Annotated in this window: 18 protein-coding genes; 10 read left to right on the forward strand and 8 right to left on the reverse strand. The window is 34.5% G+C overall.

Annotated features, from left to right (window positions below; genetic code table 11):
- Positions 1 to 165: 165 nt before the first annotated feature.
- A complete protein-coding gene (locus DEU42_RS16620; protein ID WP_114759458.1) occupies positions 166 to 354 on the reverse strand; it encodes a hypothetical protein in 189 nt (62 codons plus the stop codon).
- Between the two features lie 130 nt (positions 355 to 484).
- Positions 485 to 763: an RNA recognition motif domain-containing protein gene (locus DEU42_RS16625; protein WP_114759459.1), complete on the reverse strand. Its 279-nt coding sequence runs from the start codon at positions 761 to 763 to the stop codon at positions 485 to 487.
- A gap of 328 nt (positions 764 to 1,091) precedes the next feature.
- On the opposite strand from DEU42_RS16625, the gene DEU42_RS16630 reads away from it, so the two are divergent.
- Positions 1,092 to 1,466 (forward strand): YegP family protein, encoded by a 375-nt coding sequence (locus tag DEU42_RS16630; protein ID WP_114759460.1) that lies wholly within the window; start codon positions 1,092 to 1,094, stop codon positions 1,464 to 1,466.
- A 3-nt stretch (positions 1,467 to 1,469) separates the two neighbouring features.
- Here the strand turns inward: DEU42_RS16630 and DEU42_RS16635 are convergent, their stop codons facing one another.
- The 5 genes from DEU42_RS16635 to DEU42_RS16655 form a co-directional block, all read right to left on the reverse strand.
- Positions 1,470 to 2,300 (reverse strand): sulfite exporter TauE/SafE family protein, encoded by an 831-nt coding sequence (locus DEU42_RS16635; protein ID WP_114759461.1) that lies wholly within the window; start codon positions 2,298 to 2,300, stop codon positions 1,470 to 1,472.
- A 10-nt stretch (positions 2,301 to 2,310) separates the two neighbouring features.
- Positions 2,311 to 3,510 carry an alanine dehydrogenase gene (locus tag DEU42_RS16640; RefSeq protein WP_199509108.1) on the reverse strand — a complete coding sequence of 400 codons (1,200 nt, stop codon included), beginning with the start codon at positions 3,508 to 3,510 and terminating at the stop codon, positions 2,311 to 2,313.
- Positions 3,511 to 3,566: 56 nt separating this feature from the next.
- Entirely contained in the window at positions 3,567 to 3,974 is a 408-nt protein-coding gene (tsaE, locus tag DEU42_RS16645) for a tRNA (adenosine(37)-N6)-threonylcarbamoyltransferase complex ATPase subunit type 1 TsaE (RefSeq protein WP_114759462.1), read from the reverse strand.
- A gap of 12 nt (positions 3,975 to 3,986) precedes the next feature.
- Positions 3,987 to 5,540 carry a bifunctional response regulator/alkaline phosphatase family protein gene (locus DEU42_RS16650; RefSeq protein WP_114759463.1) on the reverse strand — a complete coding sequence of 518 codons (1,554 nt, stop codon included), beginning with the start codon at positions 5,538 to 5,540 and terminating at the stop codon, positions 3,987 to 3,989.
- Between the two features lie 196 nt (positions 5,541 to 5,736).
- Complete coding sequence (locus tag DEU42_RS16655; protein ID WP_114759464.1) at positions 5,737 to 6,003, reverse strand: hypothetical protein; 267 nt, start codon at positions 6,001 to 6,003, stop codon at positions 5,737 to 5,739.
- Positions 6,004 to 6,182: 179 nt separating this feature from the next.
- Between DEU42_RS16655 and DEU42_RS16660 the strand changes: the two genes are divergently transcribed.
- From DEU42_RS16660 to sucD, 8 genes are all read left to right on the forward strand, one after another.
- The gene (locus DEU42_RS16660) at positions 6,183 to 7,427 is read left to right on the forward strand and encodes an HD domain-containing protein (RefSeq protein WP_114759465.1); all 1,245 of its coding nucleotides are present in this window, start codon (positions 6,183 to 6,185) and stop codon (positions 7,425 to 7,427) included.
- Between the two features lie 23 nt (positions 7,428 to 7,450).
- Positions 7,451 to 8,473 carry a UDP-3-O-(3-hydroxymyristoyl)glucosamine N-acyltransferase gene (gene lpxD, locus DEU42_RS16665; RefSeq protein WP_114759466.1) on the forward strand — a complete coding sequence of 341 codons (1,023 nt, stop codon included), beginning with the start codon at positions 7,451 to 7,453 and terminating at the stop codon, positions 8,471 to 8,473.
- 12 nt (positions 8,474 to 8,485) lie between these two features.
- Positions 8,486 to 9,874, forward strand: coding sequence for a bifunctional UDP-3-O-[3-hydroxymyristoyl] N-acetylglucosamine deacetylase/3-hydroxyacyl-ACP dehydratase (locus DEU42_RS16670; protein ID WP_114759467.1), 1,389 nt, complete (start codon positions 8,486 to 8,488; stop codon positions 9,872 to 9,874).
- Between the two features lie 10 nt (positions 9,875 to 9,884).
- Entirely contained in the window at positions 9,885 to 10,670 is a 786-nt protein-coding gene (gene lpxA / locus DEU42_RS16675; RefSeq protein ID WP_114759513.1) for an acyl-ACP--UDP-N-acetylglucosamine O-acyltransferase, read from the forward strand.
- 93 nt (positions 10,671 to 10,763) lie between these two features.
- Positions 10,764 to 11,330, forward strand: coding sequence for an elongation factor P (gene efp / locus DEU42_RS16680; protein ID WP_114759468.1), 567 nt, complete (start codon positions 10,764 to 10,766; stop codon positions 11,328 to 11,330).
- Between the two features lie 85 nt (positions 11,331 to 11,415).
- Positions 11,416 to 12,345, forward strand: coding sequence for a UDP-3-O-(3-hydroxymyristoyl)glucosamine N-acyltransferase (locus DEU42_RS16685; RefSeq protein WP_114759469.1), 930 nt, complete (start codon positions 11,416 to 11,418; stop codon positions 12,343 to 12,345).
- 64 nt (positions 12,346 to 12,409) lie between these two features.
- Positions 12,410 to 12,709, forward strand: a complete 300-nt coding sequence (locus tag DEU42_RS16690) for a nuclear transport factor 2 family protein (RefSeq protein WP_147278149.1) — start codon at positions 12,410 to 12,412, stop codon at positions 12,707 to 12,709.
- Between the two features lie 116 nt (positions 12,710 to 12,825).
- Complete coding sequence (gene sucD / locus DEU42_RS16695) at positions 12,826 to 13,698, forward strand: succinate--CoA ligase subunit alpha (RefSeq protein WP_114759471.1); 873 nt, start codon at positions 12,826 to 12,828, stop codon at positions 13,696 to 13,698.
- Positions 13,699 to 13,828: 130 nt separating this feature from the next.
- Here the strand turns inward: sucD and DEU42_RS16700 are convergent, their stop codons facing one another.
- Positions 13,829 to 14,434: a ferritin-like domain-containing protein gene (locus DEU42_RS16700; protein WP_114759472.1), complete on the reverse strand. Its 606-nt coding sequence runs from the start codon at positions 14,432 to 14,434 to the stop codon at positions 13,829 to 13,831.
- Positions 14,435 to 14,622: 188 nt separating this feature from the next.
- On the opposite strand from DEU42_RS16700, the gene DEU42_RS16705 reads away from it, so the two are divergent.
- On the forward strand, positions 14,623 to 15,117 hold the full coding sequence (locus DEU42_RS16705; protein WP_114759473.1) for a DNA-deoxyinosine glycosylase: 495 nt from the start codon (positions 14,623 to 14,625) through the stop codon (positions 15,115 to 15,117).
- Positions 15,118 to 15,587: the final 470 nt, after the last annotated feature.

Here is a 15,587-nt window from a genome sequence, read left to right on the forward strand (position 1 = left end):
TATCAATGAAAAATTCGTCAGTATCTTTTGTTACACAGAGTAAAAAAAAGGAGTTAAGAGACTTTAAAAGTATTACTGAAATATAAATACATTTATACTGTACAATGCATTTTGGTTAATATTCTATAATACTTTGTAAAAAAAAGATTAGATTTCACATCTAATCTAAGGTTTTAAAATTATTTCCGGTGGTGTATCAGTAAAATTGCCATTCTTATCAACATAAATAATCATACTGTCAAAACCTTTACCTTTGTTATTATTAGTTTTCCTTTCTTGTCTTTTTTGAGCTTTTTGCTTCTTTACTAATATTTTTTTTTTATTATTTTCTTTTTTAAAAAAAGAGTCAGCCATAATTGTATGAATTTTATTTGATGTTGTATTATTTAAATACAGTTAAATTATATGGTATTGGATAATTGCACACTATTGCTCAAAATAAAGGAATGGCTTAAAAAACCATTCCATTTTTGAGCTTGTAATGCTAATATCTTCTGTTTGTACCAGAATTTAAGTTAGTAGTTTTTGGACGTGCTTCGTTAACTGTAATAACCTGATCGTCTAATCGAGAATTATTAAGTTCATTTATTGCCTTTTCTGCTTCTGAATTATTAGGCATTTCTATAAAACCAAATCCTTTTAGACGACCTGTTAACGGATCTGAAATCAGTTTAACAGTTGTTACTTCTCCATAGGTGCTAAAAATATTACGTACCTGATCTTCTGAGGCTTCGTACCCGAAATTTCCTACATAAATGTTCATGATGTAAAATGTTTTAATTAAAATTAAGGCAGCTGAAACGCCTAAACTGAAGAGTAATTGAGAACAAATTTTACAAGATGGACAAATTTGCTTATCAGAGTGAGCATTGGCAGAAAACCAATATTTGGTAAAGATAGGTATAAAACATTGAGCAAAGTTTTATTTCACTTAAAATTAAAACATTCAACAGAATTTGTAATGCTGATGATATGAGCATATTATATCTGAATGTTTATAACTATTGGTTTATTGATGTCAAATTTATTTTTAAAACAGCTGTTTTTGCTTAGATTTGAAGTATAAACAAAGTAAAAAAAGCAGGAGAAATATGGGGATGTTTGTAATCAGCAAACGCTTTAACGGAGAATATAAATTTGTTTTTACATCCAGAAAGGGTAAAACTATTTTTACGAGTATAAGCTGTAAACAAAAGTCTGATTGCGAATTAATAATTGCTGCAATACGTGACAACGTTGAGCTTTTTGCGTTTACAAAAAATACCGCTACTTCGGGTAAGTATTTTTTCAGGCTTTCAAAAGGAGGACTTGTTTTGGCTACCAGTCGTAAGTATTCTACAGAATTACGACTTAAAAAAGGAATTGAAGAAATTACAAAATATGCTCCTAAAGCAGAAACACTCGATTTTTCCGAGAATGATTTTGTATTTCCTGATGCCGATTCTGTTTTTTTAGAACAGGATTAAATCTTATCTGATACTTTGCAATAAAATTCGGACGCCAACCAAACCCAGGCAAACTGCTAAGGCTCTTATTATGGTTTTGCTTTTTAGCTTATGCGAGTAGTAAGCTCCTATTTGTGCTCCCGGAATTACACCTAATGCAAGAAAGATAACCATTTTAAGAACTACTGGATCGTCGTAACTACCATTAAATATATGTGTTACTACAGTTACTGTGGCCATTACTGCTAATATAAAATGTGAAGTAGCTGTTGCAATATGTACGGGAAACTTAAGCCAGTTCGTCATTGCGGGAACGTGTATTATACCACCTCCGATACCTAAAATTGGCGATATGAAACCTACAATAATGCTTATGAGATTTCCGTAAAGTTCGCGGTAGCTGTACGAATATACTTCTCCTGATTTGTCAACGATAGTATGATGAATTAGTTTTTTGTTATTTGAATCAGATACCTGAATATCGTTTTTCAACTCTTTTTTTAAGATAAGGTAAGCTGAAAGAGCGAGCATAAGTACTCCAAACAGAGCATTGAAAAGCTTACCACTAATATATTCTATGATTGCTACACCCGCTATTGAACCCGGAATGGTAAATAAAGCAAACTTAATTCCTGCTTTATAATCAATACGTCCTGATCTGGCATAGGCAACTGAGCCTGAGATTGCATTGGCACATACAACAGCCATCGAAATAGCCGTAATAACTTCAGGAGAAAATTCCGGATAGAATATTAATAATAATGGAACAAGGATAAATCCTCCGCCAGCTCCTATAAGTGTACCTATAAAACCAATGAGTAGTCCTGCAAAAAGTAATAATATAGAAGTTTCCAAAAAAGCAGAATTAGATTAAAAACAGGTTGATGTCCCTATAGTTTAGTGAAAACCATTCGCCAATTGAACGATTGGTTAATACCCCATGATAATAATAAATACCATGTTTAAGCCCTGCATTGCAGCGTATTGAACTTTCTATACCTCCATCTTCGGCCATTTGTAATAAAAACGGACTAATTATATTACTAATGGATATTGAAGCTGTTTTTGAATAACGTGAGGGAATATTTGGTACGCAATAGTGTATTACGTTGTTTTTTACAAATGTGGGTTTTTCGTGCGTTGTTACTTCAGAGGTTTCAAAACAACCACCCGTATCAATACAAACATCAATTATAACTGCACCTTTTTTCATGTGCTCAACCATAGTCTCACTAACAATTATCGGTGTACGGTTTTTACCTTTCATAGCTCCAATAGCAACATCGCATCGCATTAAGGCTTTTAGTAACGATTTTTCCTGTATGGTAGAGGTAAATATACGCTGGTTAAGATTGTTTTGAAGTCTACGTAATTTGTTAATTGAATTATCAAACACTTTTACACTTGCACCAAGACCTAAGGCAGTTTTTGCTGCAAATTCAGCAACTGTACCGGCGCCAATAATTACAACTTCAGTTGGTGGTACGCCTGTTATATTGCCCATTAACAGGCCTTTACCAATTTTTTGATTGATCATCAATTCTGCAGCAATAAGTACTGATGCTGTTCCGGCAATCTCACTTAACGATTTTACAGCAGGGTAGGAGCCATCTTCATCTTTAATAAACTCAAAAGCAAGAGCTGTTATCTTTTTAGAGGCTAATGCCTCAAAATATTCTTTTTTCTGGGTTTTTAGCTGTATCGCTGAAATGATGAGTGTTTGCGGATTCATCATTTCGATTTCAGCTACTGTAGGTGGTTCAACCTTTAAGATAACTGGACAGCCAAATACTTTTTTTATATCCTGTGTTATTTCCGCGCCGGCTTCACTATATTCTTTATCACTATAACTTGAACTCAAACCCGCACCGGCTTCAATCATTACACGATGTCCATGGGCAGTAAGGGCATTCACTGCATCAGGAGTAAGGCATATTCTGCGTTCCTGATACGACGTTTCTTTTGGGATACCAATGAAAAGTTCACTCTTTTGGCGCTCAATTTCAAGTTTCTCTTCCTGCGGCAACAATTGCTGTTTTGTAAAAGGTGTTAGTGACAATGACATGGGTACGGATTGGGATAATTTGCTCTAATGTACAAAAAAAAGTGAAGGTTATTTAACTATTTTACGGTTAGATGACGGCGGCCATCCGGTAATTGTTTCATTGTAATGGAAGTATGCTCAATAGGTATTAAGTTTGGCGTTTTTTCAGGCCATTCTATCAGGCAAAGATTTCCTGAATAAAAATATTCATCCAGCCCCATGTCATAGGCTTCTTCTTCACTATTAAGACGGTATAAGTCAAAATGATAAAGAATATCACCTGAATTGGTTTCATATTCGTTTACAAGTGAGAAGGTAGGGCTGGAAGTCATATCCTTTACACCTAATTGTCTTGCAAGTGCCTTAATGAATGTAGTTTTACCTACACCCATTGCGGCGTGAAACAATATTGTTTTTTTAATATTTTGTGACAGGACTTTTTCTGCAACAGCATCTATTTCCTCTAAAGAAAATGTAATTTCCATATAAACGGGGGATTATTTAGGATTGAAAACAAGGAAAGGAATAATCATCTCTTCAAGTGATATACCACCATGCTGATAGGTATTTCTGTAATAACTTACATAATGATTATAATTGTTTACATAAGCAAGGAAATAATCATTCTTTGCAAAAATAAACGAACTACTCATATTAATAGTTGGTAAATGAATCGACTTAGGATCTTTTACATGATAAACATCCCTGTCTTCAAAAGTAAGGCTACGACCAGTTTTATAACGCAGGTTAAGACTGGTGTTCTTATCACCAATTACTTTACTCGGATTTTTAACGTTTATAGTTCCGTGATCGGTAGTTAATATTAGTTTCATGCCTAGTTGCTGTGCCTGTTGTATCATTTCCAGTAACGGTGAATTGCGGAACCAGCTCAAAGTAAGTGAACGATACGCTTTGTCGTTAGAAGCTAGTTCTTTAACCACGTCCATTTCGGTTTTGGCGTGAGAAAGCATATCAACAAAATTATAAACTACCGTTGTAAGGTCATTGTCTTTAAGCCCTTTAAAATTATCTACAAGTTTTTTACCATCTTTAAAATTGGTGATTTTGTAGTATTCCTGTTTTAAGCCCGACATGCCCAATCTTTTAAGCTGTTCGGTAAGGAATTCTGCCTCATAAAGGTTTTTTCCTCCTTCATCTACGTCATTTTTCCAATACTGAGGATATTTCTTCTCCATTTCAAGAGGTGTCAACCCGGAAAATATAGCATTACGTGCATACTGTGTTGCTGTTGGCAGGATTGAGTAGAATGGAGTCTCTTTCTCAAGCTTATAATGATTATTTACAACACTTTCGAAAGACTTCCACTGATCATATCTAAGATTATCAATTACCACAAAAAAGATAGGTTGTTTCTTTTTTAGTTCTGGTACTACAAGTTCTCTGAAAAGATTATGGGAAAGGACCGGTTTGTCGGCTTTAGGTTCAAACCACTCGTCGTAATTTTTCTCAATGAATTTGCCAAACTGTGAATTTGCCTCTACTTTTTGAGATTCTAAAATCTCAATCATGCTTTGGTCTTCTATATTTTCAAGCTCAAGTTCCCAGAATATAAGTCTTTTATACATATCAATCCATTCTTCCCATGAGTTGACCATCCCCATATCCATGGCAATTTTACGGAATTCCTTTTGGTAATCTAAAGTAGTTTTAGAAGATACAAGGCGTGAAATATCCAGGTTTTTCTTAAGTGAAAGGAGAATCTGATTAGGGTTTACCGGTTTAATAAGGTAATCGGCAATTTTAGATCCAATCGCATCTTCCATTATATATTCTTCTTCACTTTTGGTAATCATGATTACAGGTACAGAAGATTTTTTTTCTTTTATAAGTGTCAGGGTTTCAAGACCGCTGAGTCCGGGCATGTTTTCGTCAAGGAAAACAATATCAAAATTTTCCTGGTCAAAAAGATCAAGCCCATCCTGTCCGTTATTAGCTGTTGTTACCTTATAGTTTTTCTTTTCAAGGAAAAGAATATGGGGTTTTAGCATATCGATTTCATCGTCAACCCAAAGTATCTTGATCTCATTCATAATATGAGTATAGTTTTGTTCTTAAATTAATCCTGCAAGTTAGTAGAAAGTAGGGAAATTAATCCTAAAAAATTAATAAAAATAGTCGCTTTCCAAAACATCTTTTTTTAAATATTTATTGTGTACAAAAAAAGCCCTGCAGGTTTAAATCTGCAGAGCTCTCCTTCAATAACCTAAGTAACAAAAAATAACGTTATCATTGTTTTCCAGGATGTGTTGAAGTTTTTTTTAGCTTCTTTTTGGTAGCGTTTTTATCTTCCGCTTTTAGTCTTTGTTTTTCGGCTTCAGATTGCTTTTCTTTATCATGTTTTTCCCGCTCTTCTTTAGCCATTTTTTCATCTTTTTCAACCTGAGCCTGAGTTACAGCTGTAGGTTGTCTTTGTGTTTTATCTTCTTCTTCCTGAGCTTTGGCAAGAAAAGTAAATCCTAAAAAAGCAATTATTGTAAATAGTAATTTTTTCATTGGAGATAAGTTAGAACTATAAATATAGGTATTCTCTTTTAATACAGAATGATGGGCGATAATGATTAACCAATGTTTAACGCGGTAATACAAAATTAGACAATATCTGTGTTATTAAAAAACAGCTAATGTAGATTTAACCACTGTCTTAATTAGTATATTTGTGAAAATTTGCAATTGTGGGCGAAATAAATAAGCTTAAAATATTAAATGATCCTATCTATGGGTTCATTACGATAACAAATCCGTTGGTTTACGACCTTATTCAGCATCCTTATTTTCAAAGACTTCGCAGGATTTCTCAAATGGGAATGTCTTATCTTGTGTACCCTGGAGCTCATCATACACGCTTTCATCATGCACTTGGATGCATGCATATTATGCAGAAAACTATTCAGGTGCTTAAATTTAAAGGTACTGAAATTAGTGAGGAAGAAGAAACAGCTCTAAATATAGCAATCTTGTTACATGATATAGGTCATGGTCCTTTTTCACATGCAATGGAACACAGTATTGCCGAAAGTGTTCATCATGAAGCTATATCATTATTGTTCATGAACAGGCTTAATGATATTTTTGATGGAAAGCTTACACTGGCTATAAAAATTTTTAAAGGAGAATATCATCGCCACTTTATGTTACAGCTTATATCAAGTCAGCTTGACATGGATAGGATGGATTATCTTAAACGTGACAGTTTTTATTCGGGTGTTGCGGAAGGTAATATCAATTCTGAAAGGCTAATCCAGATGTTTGATGTTAAGGATGATATGCTCGTTATTGAAGAAAAAGGTATTTATTCGGTAGAAAAATTCCTTGTGGCGCGTAGGCTTATGTATTGGCAGGCGTATCTTCATAAAACAAGTGTAGCTGCCGAGCTGATAATGACTAAAATATTGAAGAGAGCCAAAGAGTTAACACAGTCAGGAATAACATTGCCAGCAAGTGAACCTTTACAGTTCTTTATGAAAAATAAAGTCACACTTGATGATTTTAATGACGATGTGCTTAATAAGTTTTCTTATCTGGATGATTTTGATATTGTTAGTGCAGTAAAATCATGGCAGTTTAATGACGATTTTGTCTTAAGTGAATTAAGCAAAATGATCATAAACCGTGACCTGCTTAAAATAAGAATGCGATCTGAAAAAGTTAGTAAAGAAGAGGTTTCAGATTTACTAGAAAGATTTGTAAAAATCTCCGGACTTACAGAAAAAGAAGCTGAATATTTTGTTTTTAAAGGCAAGATTAAGAATCAGGCGTATAATAAAACAGGAGAGCCCATACATATATTAAAGAAAGACCGAACAATTGAAGATGTTGTTGAGGCTTCTGACCAACTGAATTTAAAGGCCTTGTCTAAGCCGGTGACCAAGTATTATTTGTGTTTTCCAAAAGTGCTTTTAGAACAGGCAGCATTTTAATTAAATTTTATATTTTTGTCGGGATGAAATTTACAGCAGAACAAATAGCAGGTATACTGGATGGTGAGGTTGTGGGTAATCCACAGGCTGAAGTATACAAGCTGGCTAAGATTGAAGAAGGTATAGAGGGTTCGCTTACTTTTTTAGCAAATCCTAAATATCAACAATACATATATTCAACCCAGGCAACTATTACTATAGTTAACAAGACTTTTGAGCCGGAAAATACAATATCAACTACACTTATAAAAGTTGATGACGCTTACCAATCCTTTTCCAAACTACTTGAGTATTATAATCAGGTTAAATTAATGAAATCGGGCATAGAAGAACCTTCGGTGATTTCTGAAGGAACTGTTTACGGTGAAAACCTTTATTTAGGTAGTTTCTGCTATGTAGGAAAAAATGTTAAGATTGGAAATAATGTAAAAATTTACCCGAATACTTTTGTTGGTGATAATGTAGTTATTGGTGACAATACAATACTTTTTGCAGGTGTTCGCGTCTATTCGGAAACCGAAATAGGTAATGGATGTACTATTCATTCTGGAGCGATTATTGGTTCTGATGGATTTGGATTTGTACCAAATGAAGAAGGCGTTTATAGCAAAGTACCACAAATAGGTAATGTTATTATTGAAGACAATGTAGATGTTGGGTCTTGTACAACTATCGACAGGGCTACACTAGGTTCTACAGTAATAAAAAAAGGGGTGAAACTTGATAATCAGATTCAGATTGCTCACAATGTACTTATTGGTGAAAATACAGTCATTGCTTCTCAAACAGGTGTGGCCGGTTCAACTAAGATAGGCAGCAATTGTATTATTGGCGGACAGGTAGGTATTGTTGGGCATATTACTATAGGTAATGGCGTAAGGATACAGGCGCAATCCGGAGTTGGTAAGAGTATTCCGGATGGCGAAATTATTCAGGGTAGTCCTGCATTAGGCTACAATGATTTTAACAAGTCATACGTCCATTTCAGGAATTTCCCTAAAATCGTAGCTGATATCGACGAGCTAAAACAACAAATAAAACAATAAACAACAGATATAATGGTTAAACAAACCACAATCAAAAGTGAGATCTCATTAAAAGGAGTTGGATTACATACAGGTAAAGAGGTTACAATGACCTTCAAGCCTGCTCCTGTTAATAATGGCTATACTTTTGTAAGGGTAGATTTAGAAGGGCAGCCCGTTGTTGAGGCTGATGCCAATTATGTAGTTAATACCCAAAGAGGAACTAACCTTGAGAAAAAAGGTGTTAAGATACAAACGTCAGAACATGTACTTGCTGCATTTGTAGGTTGTGATGTTGATAATGTTATAATTGAATTAGATGCTTCTGAACCTCCAATTATGGATGGTTCGTCTAAATTTTTTGTTGAGGCAATTGAAAAGGTTGGAGTAGAGGAGCAAAATGCTGAACGAAAAATTTATGTTGTAAAAGAAGTTATTTCTTATACTGATGAAGCTACCGGAAGCGAAATTATCGTTATGCCGGCAGACGATTATCAGGTAACAGCTATGGTAGATTTTGGTACTAAAGTTTTAGGTACTCAGAATGCTACTTTAAAAAACATGGCTGACTTTAAAACTGAAATTGCGTCATCGCGTACTTTTAGTTTCCTGCATGAGCTTGAAGCTCTTTTGAACAATGGACTTATAAAAGGAGGTGACCTTAACAATGCTATTGTTTATGTAGATAAAGAAATATCAAATGAGACCATGGAAAGCCTTAAAACTGCCTTTGGTAAAGACAGTATTACGGTTAAACCTAATGGTATACTTGATAACCTTACACTTCACTATCCAAATGAGGCTGCCCGTCACAAACTACTGGATGTTGTTGGTGATTTAGCGCTTATAGGTACCAGAATCAAAGGTAAAGTAATTGCAAACAAACCTGGACATTTTGTAAACACTCAGTTTGCAAAAAAAATGTCTAAAATCATAAAAATTGAAGAGCGCAATCAGGTGCCGGTTTATGACCTGCATAAAGAGCCTTTGATGGATGTGAACAAAATAATGAGCATGTTGCCGCACCGTCCGCCGTTTTTATTGGTGGATAAAATCCTTGAGATGAGTGACAATCATGTTGTAGGTCTTAAAAATGTGACAATGAACGAAAGCTTTTTCGTGGGTCACTTCCCGGGCGCTCCGGTTATGCCGGGTGTTCTTATAGTTGAGGCTATGGCACAGTGTGGAGGTATACTTATACTAAGCTCTGTTCCGGATCCTGAAAACTACCTTACTTATTTCATGAAAATTGACAATGTTAAGTTTAAACATAAAGTACTTCCTGGTGATACACTTGTGTTTAAATGTGATCTTATTTCTCCTATCCGCAGAGGTATTTGTCATATGCAGGCTAACGCTTATGCAAATGGTAAACTTGTTGCTGAAGCAGAACTAATGGCACAAATTGTCAAAAATAGCTAAACAGAAATTTATGAATCAACCGTTAGCATACGTACATCCGGGCGCAAAGATTGCTAAAAACGTAGTAATCGAGCCTTTTACCACTATCCATAATAATGTTGAGATAGGGGAAGGAACCTGGATAGGTTCTAATGTTACTATTATGGAGGGTGCCAGAATTGGTAAAAACTGTAATATTTTTCCTGGCGCTGTAATATCTGCAGTACCACAGGATCTTAAATTTGGAGGTGAAGATTCACTTGCAATAATTGGTGATAACTGTACTATACGTGAGTGTGTTACAATAAATAGAGGTACAATTGCCTCTGGTCAGACAAGACTTGGAAACAATTGTCTGGTTATGGCTACTGCACATATTGCCCACGATTGTCATATAGGAGATAATGCAATAATTGTAAATGGTGTTGCTCTTGCCGGACACGTTACTGTTGGTAATTATGCTATCATTGGAGGGCTTGCAGCAGTACATCAGTTTATTAGTATTGGAGACCATGCCATGATTTCAGGCGGATCTCTTGTCCGTAAAGATGTGCCCCCTTATACTAAAGCAGCAAAAGAACCACTTTCTTATGTTGGTATTAACTCAATCGGTTTAAGAAGAAGAGGTTTTACCCCTGAAAAGATTAGAGAGATTCAGGATATTTACAGGATTTTATATCAAAAGAATTACAATACAACTCAGGCTTTAAGTATTATTGAAGCTGAGATGGAAGCTACTCCGGAACGCGACGAGATTATCCTTTTCATTAGGAATTCTTCAAGAGGGGTTATGAAAGGTTATACAGGAATTTATTAATAGCAATTGATTATTTGTGGATTCATTTTTTTGCTTTTCTACAAATTAACATGTTCACGAATATTTACATAAAACAAAATAAACAATTTAAAAATGGCAAGTACATCAGATATCAGAAACGGGTTATGTATTAAATTTAACCACGATATATATAAAATTATTGAATTCCTTCACGTTAAGCCGGGTAAAGGTCCTGCTTTCGTAAGAACAAAACTTAAAAGCCTTACTACAGGAAAAGTATTGGATAATACATTCTCTGCAGGTCATAAAATTGATGATGTAAGGGTTGAAACTCATAAATTCCAGTTTTTATATGCTGAAGGTGATAACTATAACTTCATGCATGTTGAAACTTATGAGCAAATCTCATTAAGTAAAGACATTCTTGATGCTCCGGATCTTTTAAAAGAAGGTGAAAATGTAATGGTTATCTGGAATACGGAAACTGATGCGCCTCTTTCTGTTGATATGCCTGCTTCTGTAATTCTTGAAGTTACTTATGCCGAGCCAGGTGTTAAAGGTAATACTGCTACAAATGCAACTAAACCTGCCAAAGTTGAGACAGGTGCATCAGTAAACGTACCTCTTTTCATCAATGAAGGTGATAAAATTAAAATTGATACAGCTTCAGGACAATACATGGAGCGTGTAAAAGAATAGATAAGCTACTGATTTATCAGATGGTTTGAAGGTTCGGTTGTTTTTGAATAGCCGAACCTTTTAAAAAAACAAATAAACGTAAGAAATGAAATTCCCAAAAGTTTATCCTTTAAAGGAAATTGCAGCTCTTATAGAGTGCAGTTATGTGGGTAGTGATGATTTCCCTGTTCATGGCATGAATGAGATTCATGTTGTTGAGCCAGGGGATATTGTTTTTGTAGACCACCCTAAATATTATGACAAAGCACTTCAGTCTGCTGCAACTATTGTTCTTATTAACAAAGAAGTAGAGTGTCCGGAGGGTAAAGCTTTACTAGTTTCTGATGATCCTTTCAGGGATTTTAATAAACTTACAAAACACTTTAAGCCATTTCAGTCTTCAGCAAGCAGCATATCTTCGAGTGCTGAAATAGGTGAAGGTACAGTAATACAGCCCAATACTTTTGTAGGTAACAATGTGAAGATTGGTAAAAACTGCCTTATCCATTCCAATGTTAGCATTTATGACAATACTATCATAGGTGATAATGTTATCATTCATTCAGGTACTGTTTTAGGTGCTGATGCTTTTTATTATAAAAAACGCCCTGAAGGTTTTGATCAGCTTTTATCAGGGGGTAGGGTTATAATTGAAGATAATGTAGGTATTGGTGCCTTATGTACCATTGATAAAGGCGTTACCGGTGATACAACAATTGGTTATGGTACAAAAATTGATAATCAGGTTCAGATAGGACATGATACTATTATTGGGAAAAAATGCTTAATTGCTGCCCAAACCGGAATAGCCGGTTGTGTTGTTATCGAAGATGAAGTAACGTTTTGGGGCCAATCCGGTACTACAAGTGGTATTACTATCGGCTCGAAAGCTGTTATACAGGCACAATCAGGTGTTGGTAAATCATTAGAAGGGGGTAAGGTTTATTTTGGCAGCCCTGCTGAAGAAGCGCGTTCTAAAATGAAACAAATGGCTTTTATAAAACGTATTCCTGAAATACTTGAAAAATTAAAATAATATGAGTGCTAAAGAATTGGTATCAGAATATTATTCTTCTGAAGCGTATAAATCAAAAGAATTAATGAAGCATTACCTTCATGATGATCTTGTTATACAATGGCATAGTTCTAAAGGCTATCTTCAATTGGATAAAAATGACTTGCTTACGCTTGCCGAAGAACTTGAAAAATCTTATTCTTCGTCATCTCTTGATATAACACATATCATAAGTGAAGATAATATTGTTACCGTTCGTTATACGCATTATGTCTATCCTATTGAGACTCCCAACGAGCAAATGCCACTTGCTCATTTTGTTGTAATCTGGGAAGTTTTGGATAATAAATTTTATAAAGGCTATCTGATGAGTCAGGTTGGTTAAAGCTAATATTATTTTTAGTAAAAATATCTTTATAAAAGTCATATAAAGCTTTAATAATATTTTACAAAACCCTATTTTTGCAACACGATTTAATAAAATAATTTAAAAAATATATCATGAGTGTTTTAGTTAATAAAGATTCCAAAATAATTGTTCAGGGATTTACAGGTAGCGAAGGTACTTTCCATGCTACTCAAATGATAGAGTACGGTACTAACGTAGTAGGTGGTGTAACACCGGGAAAAGGTGGTACAACTCACTTAGATCGTCCTGTATTCAATACTGTTAAAGACGCTGTAGATATCGCAGGTGCTGACACAACTATCATTTTTGTTCCGCCTGCATTTGCTGCTGACGCTATTATGGAGGCTGCTGAAGCTGGTATCAAAGTAATCATCACAATTACTGAAGGTATTCCGGTTGCTGATATGATTAAAGCTTATGACTATATCCAAGATAAAGATTGCCGTTTAGTAGGTCCTAACTGTCCGGGTGTAATTACTCCGGGTGAAGCTAAAGTTGGTATCATGCCAGGTTTTGTTTTCAAAAAAGGTACAGTTGGTATTGTTTCTAAATCTGGTACTCTTACTTATGAAGCTGCTGACCAAGTTGTAAAACAAGGTCTTGGTATTACTACAGCTATCGGTATTGGTGGTGATCCAATTATTGGTACGACTACTAAAGAGGCTGTTGAACTTTTAATGAACGACCCTGAAACTGAGGCTATCATCATGATTGGTGAAATTGGAGGTCAGTTAGAGGCTGATGCTGCTAAATGGATAAAAGCTGATGGTAACAGAAAGCCTGTTATTGGATTTATCGCTGGTGAGACTGCTCCTAAAGGACGTACAATGGGCCACGCAGGTGCAATCGTTGGTGGTGCTGATGATACAGCTGAAGCTAAGAAACGTATCATGAGAGAGAATGGAATTCATGTTGTTGATTCTCCGGCTGAAATTGGTAAAAAAGTAAAAGAAGTATTAGGTTAATTTCCTGATTCCAAATATAAAAGTCCCGCTATTAGCGGGACTTTTTTGTATTTATATATAATGCCTCTAGCTAAGTTTTACGAACTTATAAAACATGAATAGAGTTTTTAAAATACTTCTGATAGATCTTTTACATTTCTGAATCTTCCTCAGCTGCATCAAAATTTATAGTGTTGTATGCAGCTTCAGTCAGCGTAATATCAGCTTCTTTTTCTTCATTAAGAGTTTCGTGAAGTAAAGCCGCTGCCTCTTTTTGACCTAGGGTTTTGGCAAAAGCGCAAAGTGTACCATAAGTAGCAATTTCATAGTGTTCTATTTTTTGTGAGGCTGCAATTATTCCTGCATCCCTTACAGGGCCTGGCTCAGTACTTTCCATAATATCCTGGCCTTCTTTTATCAATCCGTCCATCGCATCACATTTTTTGGCTGTTGCTTTTTTACCTGCAAGCTCAAATACTTTTTCCAGTCTTGATATTTGCTCTTCGGTTACAGATAGATGGTTTTCTAATGAGGATATTAAGTTTTCGCTAGTTGCATTTTTAGCCATTTTTGGTAATGCCTTAGTTAGAGCTTTTTCTGCCCAGTAAATATCTTTTAAGCTATCGATATATAACTCCATAAGCCCTTCTGCTGCTGTGCTCTTAGCTTTCAATTTACGGGTAGTAGTTTTTGTAGTTGAAGCTTTTAGCGTTCTTGCTGCTCCAGTTGATTTTGTTGTTTTTGTTTCAGTTTTCATAATCCTTTTTTTAAATTAGTTTCTATTAATAACTTGTTGATAATCTCAAATTTAGAACTATCTGAAACCTCATGTTATTAACTAAATCATAAAAGAAATAGATGTAACAATACTTTAACTCAGTACGTTATAGCTTTATTAAAAACAATTCATTTATTTATAAAATCGATCAAAATATTTACAATCTGATGAAAAAAGCTTTTTTACCTTTTGTATATAAAGATTCACTAATACTCATATTAGGTACTATGCCAGGTGAAAAGTCTTTGGAGCTTGGAGAATATTATGGAAATAAAGGAAATCAATTTTGGAGACTGATATTTACTATTTTTAACTTGCCGCTGGAGCATGAATATAGCAAGAAGATAAATTTGCTAAAAGAGCATCGTATAGCTATTTGGGATGTGCTTGAATATTGTGAGCGGGAGGGGAGTCTGGATAGTAATATTAGGAATGAAAAAGCTAATGATTTTGAGAATTTCTACCATAACTATCCAAACATTAAACATGTATTGTTTTCAAGTAAAAATGCTGAAAAATATTACCTGAAATATATAGGTAAGAGACTGGATTTAAACTATGATACGTTGCCTTCGCCAAGTGGAGCTAATGCAACAAAAAACTTTGAAGAAAAGCTTGATGAATGGAAGAAAAAAATTTTGCCGCTGATCATGAACGACTAGCGGCAAAATTTGAAATGTTTAAATTTTAAGACATAAAATATCTTCTAAGCTTACGTTGCTTATAGTTTCTTACTATTTGAACAGTAAGAGACTTTACCTTTGCTTTTAATCCATTCCAGTTCATTTTACGCTTCATTTAATTTTGATGCAAGTTCAGTAAATAGTGATATACAACTTCAGAACTAAATGTTAATTGCGTATACTTTAACATAATTCGAATATAATCTAATGCTATTTTGCATTTTTGCATACTAAATATTAAAAAAAATGTACCCCTGAAATATATTTAATTTAATGTTAACATTATTTAAGTTATTTTTTGTAGATTTATATAACTATTTAACAAGGTTTTATCCTTTTGCACCTTACTTTACTAAGAAATTATGAAAAACAGTTAATAATTGAAAGAACTATTTATCCAATAGTCTTTCGAAGTTATTTGAATTAACCAATTAAACCAAGGATTATGA

Origin of the sequence: Flavobacterium sp. AG291, assembly GCF_003350375.1 — a bacterium.
In the GTDB taxonomy this organism is placed as follows: Bacteria; Bacteroidota; Bacteroidia; order Flavobacteriales; family Flavobacteriaceae; genus Flavobacterium; species Flavobacterium suzhouense.